This window comes from Nocardioides sp. (assembly GCF_047606145.1).
Classification (GTDB): Bacteria; Actinomycetota; Actinomycetes; order Propionibacteriales; family Nocardioidaceae; genus Nocardioides.
This window is the reverse complement of sequence record NZ_JASGET010000110.1, coordinates 1-21955: the sequence shown is the minus strand read 5'-3', so window position 1 is coordinate 21955 and position 21955 is coordinate 1. Positions and strand designations below refer to the sequence as shown.

At 74.0% G+C, this 21955-nt stretch carries 19 protein-coding genes; 14 read left to right on the top strand and 5 right to left on the bottom strand.

The window, feature by feature from the left end; genetic code table 11:
* Positions 1–49 precede the first annotated feature (49 nt).
* The 7 genes from cbiT to QM638_RS14185 all read left to right on the top strand — a co-directional run bounded on the left by cbiT (position 50) and on the right by QM638_RS14185 (position 9194).
* Positions 50–1336 (top strand): precorrin-6Y C5,15-methyltransferase (decarboxylating) subunit CbiT, encoded by a 1287-nt coding sequence (gene cbiT / locus QM638_RS14215; RefSeq protein ID WP_415142770.1) that lies wholly within the window; start codon positions 50–52, stop codon positions 1334–1336.
* A 223-nt stretch (positions 1337–1559) separates the two neighbouring features.
* The gene (locus QM638_RS14210; protein WP_415142768.1) at positions 1560–2603 is read left to right on the top strand and encodes a FecCD family ABC transporter permease; all 1044 of its coding nucleotides are present in this window, start codon (positions 1560–1562) and stop codon (positions 2601–2603) included.
* The gene (locus QM638_RS14205; protein ID WP_415142767.1) at positions 2600–3640 is read left to right on the top strand and encodes a FecCD family ABC transporter permease; all 1041 of its coding nucleotides are present in this window, start codon (positions 2600–2602) and stop codon (positions 3638–3640) included. The genes QM638_RS14210 and QM638_RS14205 overlap by 4 nt, the downstream gene beginning before the upstream one ends.
* A complete protein-coding gene (locus QM638_RS14200; protein ID WP_415142765.1) occupies positions 3637–4458 on the top strand; it encodes an ABC transporter ATP-binding protein in 822 nt (273 codons plus the stop codon). Before QM638_RS14205 ends, QM638_RS14200 begins: the two co-directional genes overlap by 4 nt.
* On the top strand, positions 4455–5579 hold the full coding sequence (locus QM638_RS14195) for an ABC transporter substrate-binding protein (RefSeq protein ID WP_415142763.1): 1125 nt from the start codon (positions 4455–4457) through the stop codon (positions 5577–5579). Before QM638_RS14200 ends, QM638_RS14195 begins: the two co-directional genes overlap by 4 nt.
* Before the next feature lie 76 nt (positions 5580–5655).
* Positions 5656–7383, top strand: coding sequence for an ABC transporter transmembrane domain-containing protein (locus tag QM638_RS14190; RefSeq protein ID WP_415142762.1), 1728 nt, complete (start codon positions 5656–5658; stop codon positions 7381–7383).
* Positions 7380–9194, top strand: coding sequence for an ABC transporter ATP-binding protein (locus QM638_RS14185; protein ID WP_415142760.1), 1815 nt, complete (start codon positions 7380–7382; stop codon positions 9192–9194). The genes QM638_RS14190 and QM638_RS14185 overlap by 4 nt, the downstream gene beginning before the upstream one ends.
* Here QM638_RS14185 and bluB read toward each other — a convergent pair.
* The 5 genes from bluB to QM638_RS14160 are packed head-to-tail and all read right to left on the bottom strand — an operon-like array spanning position 9143 to position 13752.
* Positions 9143–9796 (bottom strand): 5,6-dimethylbenzimidazole synthase, encoded by a 654-nt coding sequence (gene bluB / locus QM638_RS14180; protein WP_415142759.1) that lies wholly within the window; start codon positions 9794–9796, stop codon positions 9143–9145. The genes QM638_RS14185 and bluB overlap by 52 nt on opposite strands.
* Positions 9793–10551: a precorrin-4 C(11)-methyltransferase gene (gene cobM, locus QM638_RS14175; protein WP_415142757.1), complete on the bottom strand. Its 759-nt coding sequence runs from the start codon at positions 10549–10551 to the stop codon at positions 9793–9795. Before cobM ends, bluB begins: the two co-directional genes overlap by 4 nt.
* A complete protein-coding gene (locus QM638_RS14170; RefSeq protein ID WP_415142755.1) occupies positions 10548–12083 on the bottom strand; it encodes a precorrin-2 C(20)-methyltransferase in 1536 nt (511 codons plus the stop codon). Before QM638_RS14170 ends, cobM begins: the two co-directional genes overlap by 4 nt.
* A complete protein-coding gene (locus tag QM638_RS14165; RefSeq protein ID WP_415142753.1) occupies positions 12080–12814 on the bottom strand; it encodes a precorrin-8X methylmutase in 735 nt (244 codons plus the stop codon). The genes QM638_RS14170 and QM638_RS14165 overlap by 4 nt, the downstream gene beginning before the upstream one ends.
* Positions 12811–13752, bottom strand: coding sequence for a nitrite reductase (locus QM638_RS14160; RefSeq protein ID WP_415142751.1), 942 nt, complete (start codon positions 13750–13752; stop codon positions 12811–12813). The genes QM638_RS14165 and QM638_RS14160 overlap by 4 nt, the downstream gene beginning before the upstream one ends.
* A 79-nt stretch (positions 13753–13831) precedes the next feature.
* Here QM638_RS14160 and QM638_RS14155 point away from each other — a divergent pair, with 79 nt between their 5' ends.
* The 7 genes from QM638_RS14155 (at position 13832) to QM638_RS14125 (ending at position 21905) form a co-directional block, all read left to right on the top strand.
* On the top strand, positions 13832–14767 hold the full coding sequence (locus tag QM638_RS14155) for a quinone oxidoreductase family protein (protein WP_415142750.1): 936 nt from the start codon (positions 13832–13834) through the stop codon (positions 14765–14767).
* 9 nt (positions 14768–14776) lie between these two features.
* Positions 14777–15118 (top strand): cupin domain-containing protein, encoded by a 342-nt coding sequence (locus QM638_RS14150; RefSeq protein WP_415142748.1) that lies wholly within the window; start codon positions 14777–14779, stop codon positions 15116–15118.
* Positions 15119–15305: 187 nt separating this feature from the next.
* Positions 15306–18023, top strand: coding sequence for an SdiA-regulated domain-containing protein (locus QM638_RS14145; RefSeq protein WP_415142746.1), 2718 nt, complete (start codon positions 15306–15308; stop codon positions 18021–18023).
* A gap of 26 nt (positions 18024–18049) precedes the next feature.
* The gene (locus tag QM638_RS14140; RefSeq protein ID WP_415142744.1) at positions 18050–18484 is read left to right on the top strand and encodes a VOC family protein; all 435 of its coding nucleotides are present in this window, start codon (positions 18050–18052) and stop codon (positions 18482–18484) included.
* A gap of 210 nt (positions 18485–18694) precedes the next feature.
* Complete coding sequence (locus tag QM638_RS14135; RefSeq protein WP_415142743.1) at positions 18695–19807, top strand: MGDG synthase family glycosyltransferase; 1113 nt, start codon at positions 18695–18697, stop codon at positions 19805–19807.
* Positions 19804–20460 (top strand): polysaccharide deacetylase family protein, encoded by a 657-nt coding sequence (locus QM638_RS14130; protein ID WP_415142741.1) that lies wholly within the window; start codon positions 19804–19806, stop codon positions 20458–20460. Before QM638_RS14135 ends, QM638_RS14130 begins: the two co-directional genes overlap by 4 nt.
* A complete protein-coding gene (locus tag QM638_RS14125) occupies positions 20457–21905 on the top strand; it encodes an ArnT family glycosyltransferase (RefSeq protein WP_415142739.1) in 1449 nt (482 codons plus the stop codon). Before QM638_RS14130 ends, QM638_RS14125 begins: the two co-directional genes overlap by 4 nt.
* Positions 21906–21955: the final 50 nt, after the last annotated feature.

The following is a 21955-nucleotide window of genomic DNA, read 5'->3' as shown; positions in this document are numbered from 1 at the left end:
GGGCTCGGGGCACCTCGCACCTGTGCGCGACACGCTAGCATCGCCCGCCATGACGATTCCGGACGGTTGGCTGACAGTGGTCGGCGTGGAGGCCGACGGCCGGCTCGCCGACCAGACGCCGCTCGCGGGTGCCGCGGCGATCCTCGGCGGCGCGCGTCAACTGGCCCTGCTGGGCGAGCCGGGCGGGATGGACGGACCGGGCGGGCCCGAGCGGATCGCCTGGCCGAGCCCGCTGCGAGCGGGATTGGCCGACCTGCTCGCCGACCTGCGCCGTCGGTACGGCGACCGGCCGGTGGTCGCGCTGGCCAGCGGTGACCCGCTGCTCTCCGGGATCGGCGCGAGGTTGATCGACCTGCTCGGCGCCGACGCGGTGCGCATCGTGCCGGCCCGCTCGTCGGTGGCCCTGGCGCGGGCGCGGATGGGCTGGCCGGCCGAGGGTTGCGCGGTGGTCTCGGTGGTCGGCCGGCCGCTGGCCACGGTACGGCGCGAGCTGGCACCGGGTGCCCGGCTGCTGGTCCTCTCCGCGGACGAGACCACCCCGCCGGCCCTCGCGGCGCTGCTGGTCGAGGACGGGTACGGCGAGAGCCGGATGACGGTGCTGGGCGACCTCGGTGCCGCCGGCGAGTCCCGGCGTACCCAGATGGCCGCCGACCTGATTGACGACCTGGCTGCCGACCGGGTCGCGGACGCCCCGACCCCGCGGCTCAACATCGTCGCGGTGGAGTGCGCCGGGCCGTTGCGTGTCGGCTGGAGCGCCGGCCTGCCGGACGACGTCTTCGAGCACGACGGCCAGCTGACCAAGCGCGACCTGCGGGCGAGCGCCCTGGCCCGGCTGATGCCGGCGCCGGGGCAGCTGCTCTGGGACATCGGCGCCGGTGCCGGTTCGGTGGGCATCGAGTGGATGCGTGCCCACCCGCGAGCGCGCGCCCTCGCGGTGGAGGTCGATCGGACGCGTGCGGCGCGGATCGAGCGGAACGCCGCGCGGCTCGGCGTACCGGGGCTGCGGGTGGTCCGCGGTCGCGCACCGGCCGCGCTCGAGGATCTCCCCGCCGACGACACCGGCCCGGACGCGATCTTCGTCGGCGGGGGTGCCACCGCGCCGGGCCTGCTCGAGGCCTGCCTCGCGGCGCTGCGCCCGGGCGGTCGGCTGGTGGTCCACGGAGTGACGCTGGAGACCGAGGCGCTCCTGGCGGCCCGGTACGCCGAGCTGGGCGGCGAGCTGATCCGGATCGGTGTCGAGCACGGGGAGCCGATCGGCGCCGCGGGCCGGTTCCACGGGTGGCGACCGTCGCGGGCGGTGACCTCGTGGAGCCTGACGACCTCGGTGGCGACGTGAGAGCGACGGGAGGGCTACGGGGAGGGCCACGGGAGACGGCCCCGACGCCCGGCGGCGGGCCGCAGACGACCCGCGGCGAACGCCATGGTGGACCGCGGCGCCGACCCCCGTTCCGCGGCGTAGGAGGTTAGGCTAGCCTCAGTCATCGCCGGTGGCGTGGTCAACGGTCCTCGCGTGCCGTCGCTCGCGCAGGTGGCAGGCGGGCGGTGAGAGGAGAGAGGCGATGTCGAGCCAGACCGCCGTCGTCTCGCGCCCGAGCAGCGCCTCCCGGCCCGCGCTGCTGCGCACCGGAGGTCTGGTCGTGCTGGTGGTGGTGCTGGCACTCTCGGTGCTGCTCAGCCTCGCCGTCGGGTCGAAGTCGATCCCGTTCTCCCACGTCTTCGACGCGCTGCTGCACGGTGGCGACTCCGACGACGCCCTGGTGGTGCGCACCCTGCGGGTGCCGCGCACGCTGCTCGGCGTCGCCATCGGGGTGGCGCTCGGCCTCGCGGGGGCACTGATGCAGGCGCTGACCCGCAACCCGCTGGCCGACCCCGGCATCCTCGGGGTCAACGCCGGGGCGTCGGCGGCCGTCGTCACCGGGATCGGGGTGTGGGGCGTCACCAGCCCGTCCGGCTATGTCTGGCTGGCGCTGGCCGGGGCGGCGATCGCCACGGTGGCGGTGTTCCTGCTCGGCTCCACCGGTCGGGCCGCCGCGACCCCGGTCCGGCTGGCCCTGGCCGGCACCGCGCTCAGCGCGGTCCTCAGCGCCTATGTCAGCGGCGTCACCCTGCTCGATCAACAGACCTTCAACAGCTTCCGGTTCTGGAATGTCGGCGCCCTCGCCGGTCGCGACCTCTCGGTGCTGCGCGACACCGGGGCCTTCATGCTCGTCGGCGCGGTGATCGCGCTCGGCCTGGCCCGGTCGCTGAACGCCTTCGCCCTCGGCGACGAGACCGGCAAGGCGCTCGGCGCCAACCTCGGCCGGACCCGGGCGCTCGGCGTCCTGGCCGTCACCCTGCTCTGCGGCGCGGCCACCGCGGCGGCCGGCCCGATCGGGTTCGTCGGACTCACCATCCCGCACGTCGCACGGCTGCTCACCGGACCCGACCAGCGCTGGGTGCTGCCCTATTCCGCGCTGCTCGCCCCGATCCTGCTGCTGCTCGCCGACGTCGCCGGTCGGGTGATTGCCCGGCCGGGCGAGATCGAGGTCGGCATCGTGACCGCCTTCATCGGAGCCCCGGTCTTCATCTACCTGGCCCGCCAACGCCGGATGGCCGAACTGTGAGCGCGCCGGTCGCGGTGCTGCGGCTCGGCCGTCACGTCCGGCTCCGGGTGCATCGCCGCTCGGTCACGGTCGGCCTGATCCTGCTGGCGCTGGCCGTGGTGGTGGGCCTGTTCACCCTGGGCACCGGGGACTACCCGATCCCGGTCGGCGACGTGGTCAGGACGCTGCTCGGCGGCGGTACGTCGATCCAGCACTTCGTCATCGAGACGCTGCGGTTGCCCCGGCTGCTCACCGCCTTCGAGGTCGGCGCGGCGCTGGCGATCGGCGGCGCGCTGTTCCAGAGCCTGTCCCGCAACCCGCTCGGCAGCCCGGACGTGGTGGGCTTCGACACCGGTGCCGCCACCGGAGCGCTGGTGGTGCTGCTGGTGCTGCACCGCTCGGGCGCCGCGGTCTCCGTCGGCGCCGTGGTCGGCGGTGTCGGCACCGCGCTGGCCGTCTATCTGCTGGCCATGCGGCGCGGGCTGAGCGGCTACCGGCTCATCCTGGTCGGCATCGGCCTGGCGGCGATGCTCGCCTCGGTCAACTCCTACCTGCTCACCCGCGCCGACGTGCAGGAGGCGCAGTCGGCATCGTTCTGGCTGGTCGGCAGCCTGAACAACACCGACTGGCGGGACGTGGTCACGATGGCGATCGCGCTGGCCGTGCTCCTGCCCGCGGCGCTGTGGGTGGCGCGAGGGCTGCGGGAGCTCGAGCTGGGCGAGGACACCGCCCGCGGGCTCGGGGTCAGCGCCGAACTGACCCGGGTGGTGGCGATCGTCGTCGGCGTCGGCCTCAGCGCGGTGGCGACCGCGTCGGCCGGACCCATCGGATTCGTCGCCCTGGCCGCGCCGCAGGTGGCGCGCCGGCTGACCCGCCTGCCCGGGCCGGGTGTCCTCCCGGCGGCGGTCTGCGGAGCGCTGGTGCTCTCGGCGAGCGACTACGCCGCCCAGCGCGGCTTCGGCGACGCGCAGTTGCCCGTCGGCGTGACCACCGGCGTCGTCGGCGGTCTCTACCTGGCCTGGCTGTTGGGCCGGGAGTGGAAGAAGGGACGCGGATGAGCAGACTCACCGCACAGGAACTGACGGTCGGCTACGACAAGCGCACCGTGGTCGACGATCTCACCCTGGAGGTGCCGGACGGCTCCTTCACGGTCGTCGTCGGCGCCAACGGCTGTGGGAAGTCGACCCTGTTGCGCGGCCTGGCCCGGCTGTTGCGCCCGAGCGGCGGGTCGGTCCTGCTCGACGGGGAGGACATCCACCGGCTGCGCTCCAAGGAGGTCGCCCGTCGCCTCGGACTGTTGCCGCAGGGGCCGACCGCCCCCGACGGCATCCTGGTCGGCGACCTGGTCGGCCGGGGTCGGCACCCGCATGTCGGCCTGCTGCGGCAGTGGACTGAACGGGACCAGCAGGCGGTCACCGACGCCATGGTCGCGACCGGCATCGCCGACCTCGAGCACCGCTACGTCGACGAGCTCTCCGGGGGTCAGCGGCAGCGGGTGTGGATCGCGATGGCGCTCGCCCAGCAGACCCCGTTGCTGCTCCTGGACGAGCCCACCACCTTCCTCGACATCGCCCATCAGGTGGACGTGTTGGAGCTGTGCGCCGAACTGCACGAGGAGCACGGTCGCACCCTGGTGGTGGTGCTGCACGACCTGAACCACGCCTGTCGCTACGCCGGGCACCTGGTCGCCCTGCGGGAGGGCCGCATCGTGGCCCAGGGTGCACCCCGCGACATCGTCACCGCGGAGCTGGTCGAGGAGGTCTTCGGCCTGGCCTGTCGGGTGATCGACGACCCCGAGACCGGCTCCCCGCTCGTCGTACCCGCCCGACGTCGGCGCAACGCCGCCTCCCCCTCACTGAGAAAGGCCAACGCATGACCATCCTGATCGACACGCCAGCCACCTCCACGACCCGCGGGACCCGCTCCCGGTGCGACACGGAGCTGGACACGGAGCTGGACATGGGGCTGGACATGGGGCTGGACATGGGGCTGGACACGGGGCTGATCGAGGAGCCCTTCGCCGACATCGTCGACGACCTCACCCGCCGTGGCCTGATCGGCATCGGCCTGGGCGGTGCCGCCACGCTCGGTCTGGCCGCCTGCGGTGGTTCGGGCAGCGCGAGCGGCGACGACACCTCCGCTGCGGCCGGCACCCGCACCATCTCGACCGCCAAGGGCAAGGTCGAGGTGCCGGCCACGCCCACCCGAGTGGTGTGCATCCATCCGTCGGCGAGCGCCACCCTCTACGACCTCGGGCTGACCCCGGTCGGCGTCTACGACCAGGGATCGAGCTACATCTCCCCGCGCTACCTCACCACGTGGAACGCCGCCCCGAAGATCGGCAGTGACGGGGAGCTCTCGCTGGAGAAGATCGCCGCCCTCAACCCGGACCTGATCCTGGGCGAGGACTTCTCCTGGAACACCGACTCCTACGCCAAGCTCACCGCCCTGGCGCCGACGGTGATCGCGCCGGTCACCTCCTGGGAGGCGGCCGCCCGGACGACCGCCGATGCGGTGAACCGGACCGCCGCGCTGGACAAGCTGGCCCGACAGGTGGCGGCCCGCTCCGCGCAGATCGAGCGACAGTACGCCGACCTGCTCGGCAGGTACCGCTGGGACATCCTGCAGGGCGGCTTCGACGCCGGGCAGTTCTGGCTCTACGGCCCGGCCTGCGACGCCGGCCGCATCCTCGCCGGCGCAGGGGTGCGCTTCGCCCCGTCCAGCAAGGCGGTCAAGGGTGCCGGCGACAAGGTCTACTCCTACGAGCGGATCGGGCTGCTCGACGACGCCGATGTGATCGGCTACTACAGCAACTACGACGGCACCCCGAACAACGAGGCGCCGGAGCTCTTCGCCCAGGCCGCCTACCAGGCACTACCGGCGGTCAAGGCCGGTCGCACCGTCCCGCTGCCGGACTTCCTGCCCGGCGGGTACGGCGACGCGCTCGCGCTCCTGGACGAGCTCGAGACCGGGCTGGCGAAGCTGGCCGGCCTGTGAGCACCGCATCGGGCGGTCCCGGGTATGGTCAGGCGATCGCGTTCCTCGACCTCGTGGACAAGGCGGCCGCCGACCTGTGAGCCACCCGCAAGCCCGGCCGGTCTCGGGCACCGGCAGACCCACCCCGGGTGCGCTCGCGTCGGTGCTGCGCGGCCAGCGTCGCACCATCGCGCTGGCCACCGTCCTGCTGGGCATCTGGCAGATCTGCGAGTCGCTGGTGCCGGTGGCGATCGGCCAGGTGATCGACCGCGCGATCCTGCCCGGCTCGGTGAGCCGACTGCTCATCGCGGTGGTGGGCCTCGCGGTGCTCTTCTTGGTGCTGTCGTTGTGCTTCAGGTTCGGCTCGCGCACCTCGCTGGCGGCCTCCCGTCGGGCGGCACACGAGCTCCGCGTCCGGCTCGCCGCCGCCCAGCTCGATCCCGCCGTGGTCACCGGGGGAGACACGACGCACAGCGGTGAGATGGTCTGGTCGGCGGCGGCCGACGCGGACCGGGTGGCGCAGATCTGCTCGTCGGTGCCCCGAGTGGCCGGGGCGGTGGTCTCACTGCTGGTGGCGGCGGTGGTGATCCTCACCATCTCGATCCCACTCGGCATCCTGGTGCTGGTGGCGGCGCCGTTGTTGCTGATGGCGACCCACCTGCTCGGCCGGCCGCTGGAGCGACGCGCCGGGATGGAGCAGGCTCACGCCGCCCAGGCCGGCGCCCTGGCCGCCGACCTGGTGACCGGGCTCCGCGTGCTCAAGGGCGTCGGCGGGGAGCCGGCCGCCGTACGGCGCTACCGGGCCGCCAGCCGGCGATCCCAGCACGCCACCATCCGGGCCGCCACCACCGAGGCCGTCTACGACGGGCTGACCACCCTGCTCACCCTGCTCTTCCTCGCGTTGGTGACGCTGGTGGCCGGCCGGCTGGCGGCCGAGGGGCGCATCGAGGTCGGCGCCCTGGTCTCGGCGGTGGGACTCGCCCAGTTCCTGATCGGACCGTTGTCGGTGATGGCCAACGCCGGCGCCGTTCTCGCTCGGGCCCGGGCCTCGGCCACGCGGCTCACCGACCTGCTCGCTCCGCCACGACGGACGGCGACCGGAGCACTCCCCGCCGCGCTGCGCGGCACCCTCACGCTGGACGATGGTGTCACCCGGCTCGAGGTGGGCCCCGGCGAGCTCGTCGGAGTGGTGGCGGAGCCCGATCGCAGCGCCGCGGTGGCCGCCCAGCTCGCCGGCCGGGACGGCGCGAGGGTGCTGGTGGACGGCGTCGACCTGGACGCGGTGGCGCCGGCCGTCGCTCGCCGTACCGTGCTGGTCGCCGCACACGACGCGGTGCTGTTCGACGGCAGCCTGGCCGACAATCTGGCCGTCCGGCCGGTCGACGGCGCGGATCGCGGCGCACCGGGGGTGGACCCGGTCGACGTCGAGGACACGGCGATCCGGGCGGCGATCCGGGCGGCAGCCCTGGACCAGGTCGCCCAGACGCTGCCGGCGGGTCTGCATGCAGGCGTCGGCGAGCGCGGTCGGATGCTGTCGGGTGGGCAGCGCCAACGGGTGGCGCTCGCTCGCGCGCTGGCCGCCGAGGCACCGGTCCTGGTGCTGCACGAGCCGACCACCGCGGTGGACAGCGTCACCGAGTCGCACATCGCCGGCGCGCTTCGCGAGCTGCGGGCCGGCCGGACCACCCTGGTGCTGACCACCTCGCCGCAGCTGCTCGCCCGGTGTGATCGGGTGCTGCTGCTCGAGGAGGGCGCCGGCGTACGGGCGGGCACCCACGAGACCCTGGCCGACCTGGCGTCGTACCGCGAGCTGGTCCTCGGATGAGCGCCGCCAGGCCGGGATCGGACCTGCTGCCGACCGCCACGCCGGCGCAGGCCCGGCGGGCGGTACGCCGGCTGGTCAGAGGTCGGCGGGTCCTGGCGCTGGTGGCCGTGGCGGCGCTGGTGGCCGGCACCGTCGCGGGCCTGGTGGTGCCACGGCTGGTCGGGCACCTGGTCGACCTGGTCCTCGAGGGCCACGGTGCGGGCGCGGTCACCGGCCCGGTGCTGCTCATCGCACTCCTCGGCGTCGCCCAGTCCGCCTTCACCGCGGTCGGTGCCACCCTGGTGGCGCGGGTGGGGGAGAGCAGCCTGGCCCAGCTGCGTGAGCAGGTGGTCGAGCGGACCCTCGAGCTACCGGCCCGCAGCGTCGAACGGGCCGGCACCGGCGACCTGCTCTCCCGGGTCAGCGACGATGTCGCGCAGGTCGCCGATGCGGTCCGTGGTGCGGTCCCCGAGCTCGCCTCGGCGGCGCTCACCGTCGGGCTCACCCTGGTCGGACTGCTCGCCCTGGACTGGCGTCTCGCCCTGGCGGCGCTGGTGGGCGCGCCGGTCCAGGCCTACGCCGCGGTCTGGTACCTGCGCCGCTCCACGCCGGTGTACGCCGCCCAGCGGGTCGCCGCGGGACGGCGTACCCACCAGCTCATCGACTCCCTCGGCGGGGCGGAGACCGTGCGCGCCTTCGGCCTCACCGGCCGGCACGTGGCCGCGGTGCGAGCGCGCTCGGCCGAGGCGCTCGAGCTCGACCTGCACGCCAACCGGATCGCCACCCGCTTCTTCGGCCGGCTCAACCTGGCGGAGTTCCTCGGCCTGGCCAGCATCCTGGTGGTCGGGTTCACGCTGGTCCGTGCCGAGACGATCAGCGTCGGCGCCACCGCCGCGGCCGCGCTCTACTTCCACCGGCTCTTCGACCCGATCAACTCCCTCCTCGGGCTGCTCGGCACCCTGCAGGAGGGCACCGCCGCGCTGGCCCGGCTGGTCGGGGTGGCCGACCTCCCCGCGCCGGCCACGGCGCCTCGCCAGGCACCGGTGCCGGCGGCCGAGGCGGAGGTGGTGGCCGACCGCCTCCGCCTCGGCTACGGCCGAGGCGATCGGCACGAGGCAGGGGACCGGAACAGCGGCGTGCACGAGGTGCTGCACGACGTCAGCATGCGGATCGCGCCCGGCGAGCGGGTGGCACTGGTGGGGGCCAGCGGTGCCGGCAAGACCACCCTGGCGGCGGCGATCGCCGGCGCCCATCCGGCGATCTCGGGGACGGTCTCGATCGGCGGCCGGCCGGTCGGCGAGCTAGGCCCGGGCGCGCTGCGCCACACGGTCGGCTGGGTGACCCAGGAGGTGCATGTCTTCGCCGGCACCCTGGCCGAGGACCTGCGGTTGGTGGCCCCGGAGGCCACCGACGCCGACCTGGAGGCGGCGCTGAGGACCGTTGGCGCGGACTGGGCGGGTCGGCTGCCGGACGGCTTGGAGACACGTGTCGGCGACGGCGGCCACCGGCTCACCGCCGCGCAGGCCCAGCAGCTCGCCTTCGCCCGGCTGGTGCTGCTCGATCCGGCCGTGGTGGTGCTGGACGAGGCCACCGCCGACGCGGGCAGCGCCGGGGCCCGGGTGCTGGAGCGGGTCGCCGAGAGGGTGCTCACCGGCCGGACCGGTCTGGTGGTCGCGCACCGACTCACCCAGGCCGCGGCCGCGGACCGGATCGTGGTGCTCGATGACGGCGTGGTCACCGAGAGCGGCACCCATCGGCAACTGGTGGCGGCGGGCGGGGTCTATGCGCGGCTGTGGTCGGCCTGGTCGGGAAGTCGCGATCGGTCCCCGTAGCGTTCGTGGTGGATGACCAGCGGGCGCCGTGCCTGCCAGCCGAGACGCTCCAGATCCGGGGTCCGCGGCAGCTCGGCGACGCGGCCGAGGCACAGCCACGCCACCGGTCGCACATGCGCCGGAAGCGCGACGAGCTCCCGAAGGAACTCCTCGCGGTAGAAGCTCACCCAGCCGAGACCGAGCCCCTCGGCGGTGGCCGCGAGCCAGAGGTTCTCGATGGCGAGGCACACCGAGTAGAGGCCGGCATCGGCGATGGCATGCCGGCCGAGCACGTGCTGACCGCCGCGGCTGGGGTCGTAGCCGACCACCACGCCGAGACCGGCCTCGCGGATCCCCTCGATCTTGATCCGGTCGAAGACGTCCGCCCGCTCGGCGGGCAAGGTGTCGGCGAAGACCCGCCGCTCCTCCTCGACATGGGCGGCGAAGCGGGCCAGCCGCTGTGGGGAGCGCACCAGGACGAAGTCCCACGGCTGCGACATGCCCACGCTGGGCGCGGCGTTGGCCGCGTGCAGCACCCGGTCGAGGACCTCGTCCGGCACCGGCTCCCCGGTGAACTCCGCGCGGGTGTCGCGGCGTCGGCCGATGGCCTCGTACAGGTTCACCCCTGACCCCGCTTGCTGCCGCGGTCGCGCCGGGCGTCGTAGAGATAGGACTCGCCGCCGGCGCGCGCCAGCGCGCGTCCGACCAGGATGACGGCCGCCTGTCGCAGCCCGGCCGCCTCGACCCGGTCGGCGATCGTCGCGAGGGTGCCCTCGAGCACCAGCTGGTCCGGCTGGCTGGCCCGGTAGACGACCACCACCGGGCAATCGGCTCGGTAGAAGGCGACGAGCTCGGTGGCCAGGGCGCGGACTCGGCCGATGGCCAGGTGCAGCACCAGGGTCGCCCCGGTGGCCGCGTACGACGCCAGCGACTCGGCCGCCGGCATGGCGGTGGAGCGCGCCTGGGTGCGGGTGAGCACCACCGACTGTGCGACCAGCGGGACGGTGAGCTCGCGCCCGACCAGCGCCGCCGCGGCGGCGTACGCCGGCACCCCCGGGGTGACCGCCCAGGGCACGCCGGCGCGGTCCAGCCGGGCGGTCTGTTCGCTGAGTGCCGAGTAGAGCGAGGGGTCGCCCGAGGTGAGCCGGACCGCCGTCCGGCCGGTGCGGTGAGCGTCGACCAGACGGTCGACGATCCGATCGAGATCGAGGTGCTGGGTGTCGACCAGCTCGGCGGCCGGCGAGCAGTGCGCCAGCACCTCGGCGTCGAGGTAGGTGCCGGGGTAGAGCACGAGGTCGGCGGCGGCGAGCAGCCTGGTGGCCCGGACGGTGAGCAGGTCCGCCGCTCCCGGTCCGGCCCCGACGAAGTGGACGGTCACCGCCCCTCCACCACCCAGCGGGGCGTCCAGACCCGGCCGGTGCGGGTCACCCGGGTGCCGGAGGCGCCGACGATGACCAGGGACCTCATGTCGATCGAGGCGACGTCGAGCGCACCGAGGGTGGTCACGCGCAGCGACTCCTCGGCGCGGCCGACGTCGCGGCCGACCACCACGACGGTCTCCGGGGAGCGATGCTCGAGCAGCACCTCCCGGGCGCGTCGGATCTGCTCGGTGCGGCTGCGCGAGGCGGGGTTGTAGACCCCGACGGCGAGGTCCGCCTCGGCGACCGCCCGTAGCCGGCGCTCGATGACCTCCCACGGCTTGAGCCGGTCGGAGAGGCTGAGCACGGCGAAGTCACCGCCGATGGGTGCGCCCGCCCGTGCCGCGACGGCCTGGACCGCGCTGACTCCCGGCACCACCCGGATCGCGACGTCGTCGTACTCGTCCCCGGCGGCCTCGAAGACGGCGGTGGCCATGCCGAAGACGCCGGCGTCACCGCCGGAGACCACCGCCACCCGCGCGCCGTCGCGGGCGAGCTCGAGCGCCTGCCGGGCGCGGTCGAGCTCGACGGTGTTGCCGGAGGCGTGCCGGGTGAGCCCGGCGCGCTGCGGCACCCGGCTGACGTACGGCGCGTACCCGACCACGTGGTCGACCTCGGCCAGCACGGCGGCCGCCTCAGGCGTCAGCCATGCCTCGGGTCCGGGTCCGAGGCCGACCACCATGAGCTCGGCCGTGGCGGCCACCGGCGCCGGTGGCGAGTCGTGCCCCGGGGCGGACTCGGTCCGGTCGCGGGAACGCCGGCCGTTGCGGCTGTCGCCGTTGACCACCACGAGGGAGAAGTACGGCACCGCGTCGGCGTCGACCTCGTTGACCGGCAGCCGGCGCTCGTCGGGGGTCGAGGCACGTTCGACGTACCTCGCCTCCTCCAGCCGCCCGGCGGCGGCCAGCGCCCGGCGTACCGCCGGGAAGGTCCGACCGAGCTTCATGATGATCGCGCCGTCGGTGTCGGCCAGCCGCCGCGCCAGCTCCGGCTCGGGCAGGGTGCCCGGCAGGATGGTGAGCACGTCGGTCTGCCGCACCAGCGGCAACGCCAGGCTCGCCACGGCGGCACTGAACGCGGGCACCCCTGGCACGATCTCGGTCGGGTAGGAGGCCGCGAGCCGGTCGTGCAGGTACATGTAGGACCCGTAGAAGAGCGGGTCGCCCTCGGCCAGGACCACCACGTCGCGACCGGCGTCGAGGTGCGCCGCCAGTCGCTGGGCGCACTCGGCGTAGAAGTCGGCGAGTGCGCCGGCATAGCCCCCGGGGTGGTCGGTGGTGCCGGTGGTGACCGGGTAGCACAGGTTCTCCTCGATCACCCCGGCCGGGATCAGATCGGCGGCGATCCGGCGAGCGTTGGACCGCTTGCCGACCCCGGAGTGGTAGGCGATCACGTCGGCACCGCCGATCAGCCGCGCCGCCTTGAGGGTGATCAGCTCCGGATCGCCGGGCCCGACCCCGACCCCGCTCAGTCGTCCGACCCGCGTGCTCACTCCTCCTCCTGGGCGAGCGCGTTGAGGGCCGAGGAGGCGATCGCGGAGCCGCCGCGCCGGCCGGTGACGGTGACGAACGGCACGTCGATGCCCCGGCTGGCGGCCAGGTCGACGAGCGCCTGCTTGGACTCGGCGGCGCCGATGAAGCCGACCGGGCAGCCGATGATCGCGGCCGGTCGGGGTGCGCCGTCGATCAGCATCTCGAGCAGGTGGAAGAGCGCCGTCGGTGCGTTCCCGATCGCCACCACCGCGCCGTCGAGCAGCGGCGCCCACAGCGAGACGGCGGCGGCGGTGCGGGTGGTGGACCAGCTGCGGGCCAGCTCCGGCACGCGGGGGTCGCCGAGCAGACAGTGCACCGGATTGTCCGCCGGGAGGCGACCGGCGGTGACACCGCGGGCGACCATCTGGGCGTCGCAGAGGATCGGCGCGCCGGCGCGCAGGGCGGCGCGGCCACGGCGCACCAGGTCGGCGTGGATCACCAGATCGCGGGCGAGATCGACCTGTCCCGAGCCGTGGATCATCCGCACGGCCAGCTTCTCCGCGTCGGTCGGGACCGACCCGAGGTCCGACTCGGCGCGGATGGTGGCGAAGGACCGCCGATAGATCTCGGCGCCGTCCGCGACGTAGTCGTAGTGCCGGCCCGGGCGGCGCGGCCCGCCGGTGTCGGTGCCGGACTTGCCGCTGGTCTCGCTGCTGGTCTCGCTGTTGGTCTCGCTGGCGGACATGGTCATTGCCGCTCCTGCTCGGCTCGGGGGAGGAGTACGCCGTGCCATGGCGTGATGACGAGATGGGTGAGGTCGTGGCCGGTCCCGTCCGGCAGCCCATCGAGCAGCTGGGTGAGCAGCTCGGGCGTGAGGCGTCCCTCGGGCACTGCGAGGTGCAGGCCGCCCGGGATCGGCCCGTAGGGCGGCGCCGGAGTGTGCGGGATCGAGAGCACCGGGTCCGCGGTGGCGGCGATCAGCGGCTGGTCGAGCTCGTCGACGTGCCAGGCGGCACCCGGCCCGTCGCCGCGGCGGACCAGGAACCGCTGGGCCAGCCGCACCAGGGCGTCGACCGCCTCCTCCAGGCGGATCGTTCGGGTCAGGCGGCGACGGCCGCGGTCGGGCCGGTCGTTGCCGACCAGCAGCGCGCACCGGTCGGGCGCGAGCGCCACCAGCCCGAGGTCCAGGCGGCGGCCGGCCAGATCGCCGCGGCCGTCGTCGAGCACGAAACAGAACTTCGCCGGCAGCGCCGCCAGCGCGGCCTCGGACCTCAGCGCGGCATCCAGCCGTTCGGCGTACGGTCGCAGGTCGGCGTACCCGCCGGCGAGTCCGGTCTGCGGTGAGACCATGATGTTGCGCACCAGGTCATGGCTGCGCGAGGGCAGCAGTCCGGCCGCCGCGATCTCGGCGACGATGGGATGGTCGGTGCCTGCGGGCGGCGCGCTCAGTCCGCGGATCTGCAGGTTGGCCCGGCTGGTGAGCCACAGGTCGCCGTCGCCGTACGCCGCGGCCGCCGCGCCGAGTCGGCGCAGCGAGGCCACCCCGACGCGTCCGCCGACCAGCCGGATCCGGACCAGGCCGCCGTCCGCGGCCGGCCACGGCCGGAGCACCCCGGGGCACAGGTCGCGCCGGCGTCGACCTGACGGCGCTGGTCGCGGAGCGAGCAGGTCTTCGGACTCGGGAACCACCGGATCGGGACACCTTCCCAGCCGGTCGGGGAGCGACTGGCAGGCCCATACCCTAGCCGAGGGCCGTAGCCTGGAGACCATGGCCCGACGTTGGATCGCGACAGTCCCCGGAGACCTCGACGGCCTGGTCCTCGAGTCCGTCGAGCTGGGCCCGCCCGGCCCTGGCGAGGTGCAGATCGAGGTCCGCGCCGCCGGGGTGAATCCGGCCGACTACAAGCATCTGAGCCGTGGCGCACCCGAGGACTATCCCCGGCCGATCGGCTACGAGGTCGCCGGTGTGGTGACCGCGCTGGGGGAGGGCGCGGAGCTGGCCTCCGGTGGCGGCGCGGTCGGCGAGGAGGTCCTCGCCTTCCGGGTCGCCGGCGGCTGGGCGACGGCGCTGAACGTGCCCGGACGCGACGTGTTCGCCAAGCCGGCGGGGTTGAGCTTCGAGGCGGCCGCCAACCTGTTGCTGGCCGGCGCGACCGCGTCGGAGATGCTGCACGTCGTGGGCGCCCGCTCGGGGGAGACGATCCTGGTGCACGGCGCCTCCGGGGCGGTCGGCGTGGCGGTGCTCCAGCTCGCCAGGATCGCCGGCGTCCGCGTGCTGGCCACCGCGAGCGCGGCGAGCTTCGACCGGATCGCCCGGTACGGCGGCGAGCCGATCCGGTACGGCGCCGGCCTGCTGGACCGGGTCCGTGCCGCCGCCCCCGACGGGATCGCGGCCGCGCTGGACTGCGTCGGCACCGACGAGGCGATCGAGGTGTCCCTGGCGACGGTGCCCGACCGGGACCGGATCGTCACCATCGCCGCGGCCGGACGCGCGGGCGCCGAGGGCCTCCTGGCGATCGGCGGCACCTTCCCGGCCAGCAGGAGCTACCGGGACGAGGTACGTGCCGAGCTGATCGATCTCGCCGGTCGGGGCGAGCTGGAGGTCCCGCTGGCCCGCTCGTTCCCGCTCGCCGAGGCGCGCGCGGCGATCGCGGTCTCGTTGAGCGGTCATCCGGGCGGCAAGCTCACCCTGTTCCCGGCCTGAGGAGCGCACATGACCCCCGTCGATCTGGTCGCCCTCGGCGCCGAACTGCTCGCGCACGCCGCCTCCGCACCGAGCGGGCGCGACACCCGGGTCCTGCACGCGGCCCCGGACAGGTCGCTGACCCAGGTCGTGCTGGCGCTGTCGGCGGGGCGAGAGCTCGCCGAGCACGAGAATCCGGGCGAGGCGACGGTGCAGGTCCTCTCGGGCGGCGTCACGCTCTCGACCGGGCTGCAGGAGTGGACGCTGGGCGTCGGGGAGCTGCTCGCGATCCCCCAGCAGCGGCACGCGCTGCGGGCCTCGATGGACTCGGTGGTGCTGTTGACCATGGCCAAGGCACTTGACGCGACCTGAGGCGGCCCGGTGGCGAGACGCGGCGTCGGATCATTCCGGTCATTCCGGTCACTCCGGTCGCCCGGGTCACCGGATCGGCCGGCAACGAGACGGTCCGAGTTCGCGGCGCGTTCACCGGGGAGCAACGTGCGCACGCCAGTCTGTCGGGGTTCACCAAGGTCTCGGCTGACCCTCACGAGGTATCGCGTTGCTCCATCTTCGTCGTGCCGCGGCCACCGTCGCCGCGGCCGCACTCGCCACCGTCTCTCTCACCCTCGTCGCCCCGGCCGCCCACGCTGCCGACTCGGCCGACTCCACCGACTCCACGGACTCGACCAGCACGAGTGAGGCGGCGGTGGACCTGTCGTCGTACTCCCTGGTCGGGCGGTACGGCCTGCCCGAGCCGTCGACCAGCACGCCGCCGGACGACACCAGCCTGCTGGCCCAGGAGGCCTCCTCGGTGACCTACGACTGGGACACCGACAGCCTCTTCGTGGTCGGCGACGGCGGCACCTCGGTGGTCCAGGTGTCGAAGACCGGCGAGCTGATCGACTCCATGACGCTGGCCACCGGGGACAGTCCGCAGGGCACGGAGTTCTACGACACCGAGGCCATCACCTACGTCGGCGACGGCCAGTTCGTCCTCGGCGAGGAGCGCTACCGACAGGTCAACCTGTTCACCTACGCGGCCGGCACCACGCTGACCCGGGCGGACGTGGAGACGGTCAAGCTCGGCACCACCATCGGCAACACCGGCATCGAGGGCATCACCTATGACCCGATGACCTCGACCGACGACGACCCCGGATTCGTCGCGGTCAAGGAGCTCGACCCGGAGAGCATCTTCGCGACCACCATCGACTTCGCCGACGGCACCGCGAGCAACGGCTCGGCCACCACCGAGGAGTCGACCGACCTCTTCGACCCGGCAGACGTCGGCACCGAGGACTTCTCCGACGTCTACGCACTCTCGAACCAGCCCACCCTGTCCGGGACCTCCGCCGAGGGTGATCTGCTGGTCATCAGCCAGGAGTCCGGCGAGATCGTCGAGGTGGACCGCTCGGGCAACGTGCTCAGCTCGATGGACATCGTGGACGAGGGCGCGCCCCTCTCGGTCGCCGAGGAGACCCACGAAGGTGTCACCATGGACCGCGACGGCAACATCTACACCGTCAACGAGAACGGCGGCGGTGACTCCGACCACCCGCAGCTGTGGGTGTACTCGCCGACCAGCGCACCACGGGCGGCCGTCACCGAGGTCGCACCGTGGGGCAGCGACACGACGTACGGGGCAGACTGGTTCGAGCTCACCAACACCGGCGAGGACGACCTCGACCTGACCGGCTGGACGATGGACGACAGCTCCGACTCGGCGGACAGCTCGGTGGCCCTGCACGGGCTGAGCACCCTGCCCGCGGGGAAGTCGGCGATCTTCTTCGAGGACGATCCGAGCGACCAGGACACCTCGGACGCGTCGATCCTAGCCGCCTTCTCCACCACCTGGTTCGGTAGCGAGACGCCACCGGACGGGCTGTTGGTCGGCTACTACGGCGGAGACGGGGTCGGCCTGAGTGGCAAGGGCGACGCGGTCAACCTCTTCGACGCCGACGGCAGCTACGTCACCGGGGTCTCGTTCGGTGCCGCGACGGACGAGGTCACCTTCGACAACAGCGCCCGGGTGGGCAGTACCGCCGGCCCGGTGGCCATCTCGACGCTGGCCAGCGCGGGGGTCAACTCCGCCTTCGCCGCCTCGGACGGCGAGGTCGGCTCACCCGACGGGCTCTCGACGACCTCGACCGGCGGAAGCAGCTCGACCTCGGTCGTGGTCAGCGAGGTCGCGCCGTGGGGGAGCGGCTCGTCGTACGGTGCCGACTGGTTCGAGCTCACCAACACCGGCGACACCTCGGTGGACCTGACCGGCTGGACCATGGACGACGGCTCCACCGACAGCAGCCTCGCGGTCGCGCTGAACGACGTGAGCACGCTGCCCGCCGGGTCCTCGGCGGTCTTCCTGGAGGACAGCGACGGCGACGACAGCACCATCGACACCGCGTTCGCGCAGGCCTGGTTCAGCAAGAACGCGATGCCCTCCGGCGATCTGGTCGGGCACTACGGCGGCAGCGGCGTCGGGCTGAGCACCGGGGGAGACAGCGTCTCCATCTTCGACGCCGACGGCGATCTGGTCACCGGCGTCTCGTTCGGTGCCGCGACGGACGACGTCACCTTCGACAACGCCGCCGGCACGGGCAGCGACACCCTGCCGTTGCCCACCATCGACACGCTCAGCGTGGACGGCACCGACGGCGCCTTCACCGCGGCCGACGGCACCGAGGTCGGCTCGCCGTTCCTGGTCGCGACCGCGACCACGCCGGCGACCTTCACCAGCACCCCCAGGCCGACCATCACCGGTACGGCGCGCGTCGGAGCGACGCTGGTCGCCCACGCCGGCTCCTGGAAGCCGGTCGACGGCGGCATCGGCTTCGCCTACCGGTGGTACGCCGACGGCACGCGGATCGGCGGTGCCACCACCGCGCGTCTGCGGCTCGGCCCGGCACGGGTCGGCCAGAAGATCAGCGTCACGGTGACGGCCTCACAGGACGGCTACGAGTCCGCCACCACCACCTCCAAGACGACCGCCAAGGTGGCCAAGGGCGTGCTGCACGGCGCCAGGCCGAGGATCACGGGCAAGGCGAGGGTCGGCCATCGGCTGACCGCCCACGCCGGGCGATGGAGCCCGTCGGGGGCCAGGCTCAGCTACCGCTGGTACGTCGGCGGCACCAGGATCGCCGGCGCCACCCATCGGACCCTGCACCTGACCAGGAAGCTGGAGGGCCGGCGGATCTCGGTGGCGGTCCGGGGGACGAAGAGCGGATACGTCACGCTGACCAAGACCAGCGCGAAGGTGAAGGTCCACCGGTCGACGTAGGCACAGCAGAGTCCTAGGGTGGTTCGATGGCATCGGTCAGGCAGGTCCAGGTCACCTTCGACTGCGCGGATCCCGAGCGCGTCGCCCGGTTCTGGTGTGACGTGTTGGGGTACGTCGTGCCACCGCCGCCGGAGGGCTTCGCGAGCTGGGACGACTTCGACCGTACGCTGCCGGCCGAGCGTCAGGGTTCGGCGTTCGCCTGCGTCGATCCCTCGGGGGTGGGCCCGCGACTGTTCTTCCAGCGCGTTCCGGAAGGCAAGGTCGTCAAGAACCGGCTGCATCTCGACGTACGGGTCGGCACCGGACTGGTGGGCGACGAGCGGGTGGCGGCGCTCGAGGCCGAATGCGCGCGACTGATCCCCCTCGGCGCCAGCCGCGTGCGGCTGCTTCCGGCCGACGGCTTCGACGAGTCGTGCCTCGTGATGCAGGACATCGAGGGCAACGAGTTCTGTCTCGACTAGCTCGCGGGGGCTGAGGCTGGCGGAGTCGCGACGATCGGTGGCGCTGCCTGCGTCCCGGCCGGATGCGATCTGAGAGACCCCGCTGCTCGCGGTCGCGGCGGTGCCGTCTCCGGCGCGGGGAGTGAGCCTGCGACGCACTGATCACGCATGGCCGGTACGGCGGCCCGCGCGGTCAGGTTGGTTGCAGGCCGCGGCGCACACGGTTGCGCCATGACCTCGCGACCGCTTGTCCGCCCGGCGCCGACCGCACTGCTCGCCGAGCCCTGCGGCAGCCGGGTCACGGTCGTGACCGGCACCTACGGCGACGGCCACAACGCCGCCGGCCGCGAGATCGCCCGCGTGCTGGGGGACGCCGGGGCCGACGTCACGGTGGTCGACGTCGTCGATCTGATGCCGTGGGGCCTCGGCCGGCTCCTGCGCTCGGCGTACTACGCCCAGTTGCGCTGGCTGCCGGACAGCTGGACCACCACCCTGGAGCACCTGGAGCCGGGGCGCCGGCTGCACACCTGGTCGACCCGGGCCCTCCGCTCCGCAGCCCGCCCGGTGGCCCACGCCGCCGCCGGCTCGGATCTGGTGATCAGCACGCATCCCTTCGCCAGCCAGGCCCTCGGGCACGCCCGCCGCTCCGGGCTGGTCCGGGTCCCGGCCGTCACCTACCTGACCGACACCTCGGTGCATGCGATGTGGGTCCACCCCGACATCGACCTGCACCTGGCCATTCACGACCTCGCGGCCCGACAGGCAGTCGGCCACGGCGGCCGCGCGACGACGATCCGGCCGCTGGTGCCCGTGGCGGTGCGGGCCGAGGCCGGTCGGCGGGCCGACCCGTTGGCGGGCCTCGAGATCGTCGGTCCCGCGGCCCTGGTGACCGGCGGATCGCTCGGGATCGGCGAACTCGAGCAGGCGGCACGCGACATCGCCGCGACCGGCGTGGCGACCCCGGTGGTGCTCTGCGGGACCAACGGGTCGCTGCGCTCCCGTCTCGCCGGCGTGCCCGGCGTCGTGGCGCTGGGCTGGCGCGACGACGTGGCGGACCTCCTCGCCTCGGTCTCCTGCGTCGTCCAGAACGCCGGCGGCTTCACCTCGCTCGAGGCGCTCGCCTCCGGTGCGCCCGTCATCAGCTACCGGCCGATCCCCGGCCACGGGCTGGCCAACTGCGCCCACCTGGAGCAGGCCGGCCTCGTCCCGTGGGCGCGGACGCCGTCCGAGCTGCGCGGGTTGCTGGTCCAGGCCCTGGACCGTCCCCGGGTGGACCGGCTGCCGGCCGGGGCACCGTCCGTCCTGGAGGTGCTCACCGGCTCCCGCGAGCGGGTGGTGGCGTGATCGGCCCGCGCCGGCTGGCCGGGCTCAGCCCGGACCCCCACGTCGCGCTCACCTACGACGACGGACCGGACCGCCACAGCACGCCGTACCTTCTCGACCTGCTCGCTGAGCACGACGTCCATGCCACCTTCTTCCTGCTCGGTGCGTACGCCGCGGCCGAGCGGGCGCTGCTCACCCGGATGGTGGACGAGGGCCACGAGCTCGCGATCCACGGCTGGTCGCACACCTGCGTGGCCCGGCTGAGCCCCGCCCGGCTGCGGCGTGAGCTGCGCGAGGCGAAGGCGACGGTGGCCGGCCTGACCGGCCAGCCGGTGCGGTGGTACCGGCCGCCGTACGGCGTGCTCGCGCCGGGGACGGTCCGGGCCGCGGAGGCGGTCGGGCTGCGGACCGTGCTGTGGTCGGCCTGGGGCCGCGACTGGGAGCGACGAGCGACCCCGGAACGCGTGGCGCGCTCGGTCGGCCGTACCCTCCGGCCGGGCGGCACGGTCCTGCTCCACGACACCGACCGCACCGCGACCGCCGGATCCTGGCGCACGACCCTCGGGGCGACCGGGCTGCTGCTGGCTGACCGCCGGGTCCCGTGGGGACCTCTGCGTGACCACTGGGCGGACCACCGGGCGGACCACCGGGCGGAGCGGTCGGTGGCGCCGTGACGGTTCTCGACCGCCCTCGGGCCGTCCTGGCGCCGGTGACCGTCCGGCCCCGTGGGGCGGTCCCGGCGCTCCTGGCCCTCGTGGCCGGGCTGCTCCGGCTGCCGTTTGTCGGGACACCGCTCGCACCCGACGAGGGCAGGTACCTGCTCGTCGCCTCGCAGTGGCGTCCGGGTGCCTCGACGTACGGCGGCTACTTCGTCGACCGGCCACCGCTGCTGATCGGCATCTTCGGGCTGGCCGACGCCCTCGGCGGTGGTGCGGCGCTGCGCCTGATCGGGGTCGTCGGCGTGGTCACGTCCGTGCTGCTCGCGGCGGCGATCGGCGGCAGGTGGTCGGCGCTCGCGGCCACCGTGTTCCTCTCCACCCCGCTGTTCGGGACGACCAGCGTCGACGGCGAGCTGCTCGCGGTTCCGTTCGTGCTGGCCGGCGTCCTGCTCGTGATCCGGTCGGCCCGGGCGCCGGGCACGACGTCGGCGCGGTGGCTCGCGATCGCCTCGGGCGCCTGCGCCGGGTCGGCGGTGTTGGTGAAGCAGAACATGGTCGACGCCCTCGTGTTCTCCCTCGTCGTGCTCCTGTTCCGGGGGATCCGTGACGGCTGGCGGGAGGCCGCCGGTCGGGCAGTGTGCTTCGTCGCGGGCGGCGGGCTGGTGCTGGCGGGGGCGCTGTGGATCGCCTCCCGGCGCGGCACCTCCGCCGCGGAGCTGTGGGACTCCCTGGTCACCTTCCGGGCACAGGCCGCAGCGGTCATCGAGGCCTACTCCCCGAGCTCGACCTCCGAGCGCTTCGACCTGCTCCTGCTGTCGCTGGCAGTCTCCGGTGCGCCCCTGGTCGTGGTCGCCGCGCTGCTGTCGGCCCGGCGTCCCGCCGACGGCGTGGACGTCCGGTGGGCCGGTGCGGCGATGGTCGCGTGGGAGTTGGCGGGTGCGGCGCTCGGCGGCAGCTACTGGCCGCACTACCTGATCGCCGTGGTGCCCGGGCTCGTGGTGCTCGTGGCCGCGGCGCTGCCCGCCGGCGTCGAGCGTTCCACCGGGCGCTGGGCGAGGCGGGCGCTCGGGGTGGCCGCCGCGAGCTCCGCGATCGCCGTCGCCGACCTCTGTCTGCACCCGCCCGGCCCGGGCACGGATCAGGAGGTGGCGGCGTACGTGCGGACGCACTCGTCACCGGGTGACACGATGGTCGTGGCCTTCGGCGCGCCGAACATCGTCCACGATGCCGGCCTGACGAGTCCCTACCCGCACCTGTGGAGCCTGTCGGTGCGCGTCCGCGACCCGGACCTGACGGAGCTGGTCGACGTGCTCCGCAGCGCCGACCCGCCGCGCTGGGTCGTCTCGGGTACGTCGCTCGCGACCTGGGGCGTGCGCGAGGCGCGCGGCCAGCAGGTCCTTGACCAGCACTACCGCGAGGTCATGAGTGCCGGTGACTGGCATGTCCTCGAACGCAGGTAGCGGCGGGGGCCCGGGCGCGGGCCCCCCCCCGCCGGGGTAGGCACCCGTCC